At 54.7% G+C, this 2866-nt stretch carries 4 protein-coding genes; 2 read left to right on the top strand and 2 right to left on the bottom strand.

Annotated elements, in window-relative coordinates; translation table 11 throughout:
* Both C814_RS13705 and C814_RS13700 read right to left on the bottom strand, forming a co-directional pair.
* Positions 1–1121, bottom strand: a 1121-nt coding sequence (locus C814_RS13705) for a sensor histidine kinase (protein ID WP_016315944.1), incomplete at its 3' end; no start/stop codon positions are given.
* Between the two features lie 2 nt (positions 1122–1123).
* Positions 1124–1858: a LytR/AlgR family response regulator transcription factor gene (locus C814_RS13700; protein WP_016297415.1), complete on the bottom strand. Its 735-nt coding sequence runs from the start codon at positions 1856–1858 to the stop codon at positions 1124–1126.
* A 220-nt stretch (positions 1859–2078) separates the two neighbouring features.
* On the opposite strand from C814_RS13700, the gene C814_RS13695 reads away from it, so the two are divergent.
* Both C814_RS13695 and C814_RS22990 read left to right on the top strand, forming a co-directional pair.
* Positions 2079–2477, top strand: a complete 399-nt coding sequence (locus tag C814_RS13695) for a hypothetical protein (RefSeq protein WP_016315943.1) — start codon at positions 2079–2081, stop codon at positions 2475–2477.
* 104 nt (positions 2478–2581) lie between these two features.
* Positions 2582–2866 (top strand): hypothetical protein (locus C814_RS22990; protein WP_016315942.1); only part of this gene is annotated, 285 nt, incomplete at its 3' end.

Genomic DNA, 2866 nt, shown 5'->3' with positions numbered 1-2866 from the left:
GCCTGCTTTCCCTGCTGGCGGATATGCAGGCGAATGATGCGGGGCGCTTTGGAACCGGCGCAGGCATCAATGGCGTTTTCCAGCAGGTTCCCCAAAAGGGCGCAGAACTCCGGCTGTGGGATGATGGTTTCTTCCTCCATCTGGACAGAAACCTCCATATCGGTCTGCTGCCTCACCGCCTGCTCCCCATAGTAATGCAGTACGGCATCCACCGCATAATTTTTGCAGAACCGGCGGACTGCATCCGGCGGCAGGCTTTCCCCATAGGCTTTCACATACTCCGCAACCCTGTCTATATCACCGCTCTCCACACAGCCCTGCAATGCCTTGAAATGCTGGCGCAGATCATGGCGGGCGCGCCGGGTGTCCTCAATGCTCTTTTGCAGGATGCGGTACTGGGCGGCCTGCATCTGCAAAAAACGGTTCTCCTGCGTCAGACGCATATTCTTTGTCAGCCCCCTTGCCATCCAGTAAAACAGCGCGTAACAAAACAGCAGCAGCGCCAGAAGCGCCAGCATCAGAACCGGATAAAACATCATAACCCGGTTTGTGTAAAGAGTGGAATATTCCTGGGGCCGCATGACAATGTTCAGGCTCAGGAACACCACCGGAAGAATCCAGAATACATACCATGTCCCTGGCATTTCAATTTCATCCAGAAGCCATCTTGCGGCATGGGTGGCCGGATACCACATAAGCCCCAGCAGCGTCCAGCAAAACAGGGCATAGGCCGCTGCCCCGCCCAGAGAAAAAACCACAGGGCCGCTTTTGGGCGAAAGCAGGGCGTCCGCCAGGACTGCCAGATTTCTCAAAGTGGAAAACGTCCCGCAGACCGCCAGAAATACGCTGACGGTTTTCCAGTAAGACAGCGTGATTGTCCGGCAGTAAAACAGGGCAGACAGCGCCAGCGAGGGAACCAGCCAGAGGTTCGTATCCCACCGAAATCTGTAACAGGCAGCGCCGCCCGCAACAGCCCACAGCAACAGAGCGGGGATTCCCCACAAAGCGATCCGTCTGCCCTTTCCATTCAGGTGTCCTTTCATGGGCAGATAACACAAAACAGCGCCGGGGATTATAACCGAAAGCTCCAGCATAGGGCGGAGAACGGTATCATTTCCCATCTCTAATGCCCTCCTCTCATCCGGGCATAAGTAAAAGCGAGAAACTGTTCCCGCACCTCCCGGTATTTTAACCGGCTGATTGGAACCGCTGTCCCGTTTTTCAAAAGAAAACGGTCAGCCAGCAGCTCCTCCACCTGCTCGAAATTGACCAGGACGCCCCGCGTACAGTCACAGAAATAGGGATAGTCCAGCAGCAAAGCCGCAAAATCCGCCTGCCGCATGGGGACGGTTATCTTTTCCCCGCTGGTGATATGGACTTCCACACAGCGTCCGCAGTATTCCGTATGGGTAATCTGGTGAAGCAGGAGCGGCTGCTGTCCTGCCGCGCCCGGAACCATCACGCACTGGTTCTGTTCCAGAAGCTTTGCCCCGCACCGGGTCAGGGCCTGTGCCAGCTTTTCATAGGAATAGGGCTTGACCAGGTAAAATGCCGCCGCCACATCATAGCTGTCCACAGCAAATTCCTTGGTGGTTGTCGTAAAGATTAGCTGGCAGGCATCGTCCTGCTCCCGGATTTTTTTCGCCGCTTCCATGCCGGTCATGCCGGACATATAAATATCCAGAAAAATCACATCAAAGGTATCCGGGGCAAAGCCTGCAAGCAGGGCTTCGCCGCTTTCAAAAACTGCCGGGGCCGGAACCAGGACAATCCCCTGCTCCCGCGCCCAGCGGCAGATAAATTCCCGCAGTTTCCCAGCGTCTGCGGAAAGGTCGTCTGCAATGGCAATTCGCATCATTTTCGCCTCCTAACACAAAAGACTTCGTTTGTCAAGACCCATTATACCATATTTTCAGCGTCCTGACCTACATCTCATGCAGATTTTTGACATCTCATGCAGAGCCTATTGACAAGAACGGGAAAAACGCTATGCTAAATATATAACCGATTCCTTAAAAGGGTCGGTTTTTTTGATGCCATTTTTTCATTTTTATATACTGCGGAAAGGAGGAGCCGGATTGAGGATTGCACTTTATAATGAAAACCCCGGAGAACTGAAAGCACTGTCAGGGCAGCTTGACCGGTGCGCCAGGGAATACCTGCGTTTTGCGGAGATCGTCCCCTATGCCAGACAGGAGGATTTTTGCAGCATGGTGCGGGACGGGCCAGATTTTGACCTGTTTGTGGTGGCGCAGGACGGCACGTTCAGCCTGGAGGTGGTGGAACTGCTGCGGGAGGAACGGCCAAAGGCGCGGATTTTCTGGTTTTCTGACCTGGACTTCGCCCTGCGCGCCTACCGCTACAACGCGGACTGGTTTGGGCGAAAGCCTGTTGCCCTGCCCGCCATGCAGAAAGCCTTTGGGCAGCTTCTGCGCCGCAGAGGGCAGCTTATGACGCAAAACACAAATGCTTTGTGAGCCGCCCGTCCCAAAACCAAAAAGCGCCTGCCCAGGGCGCGGGGTTTATCCAGGCACAGGGAATTGGGAACCATACATTTTTCAAAATATCAGGAGGGCATTTTATGAGAAACAAGTTAAGGAGGCCGCTGGCGTTCCTGCTGTCTGCGGTGATGATTGTCACCATGTCAGGAACTCCGGTTCATGCGGTGGCAGACAGAGGACAGCCGGAAACCGGGCTGTGCGAACACCACACCGCGCATACGGACGATTGCGGCTACACGGAAGAAACGCCGGGAACGCCATGCGGCCACGAACACACAGAAGATTGCTATATTGAAGTGACCGAGTGCGTCCACGAGCATACGCCGGAATGTTACCCAGAGGAAACAGAGGACAGCGTATCGGAC

It is taken from the genome of Anaerotruncus sp. G3(2012), from assembly GCF_000403395.2.
Lineage (GTDB): Bacteria > Bacillota > Clostridia > Oscillospirales > Ruminococcaceae > Anaerotruncus.
The sequence above is the reverse complement of the archived record's forward strand: the minus strand, read 5'-3'. Positions and strand labels throughout refer to the sequence as shown.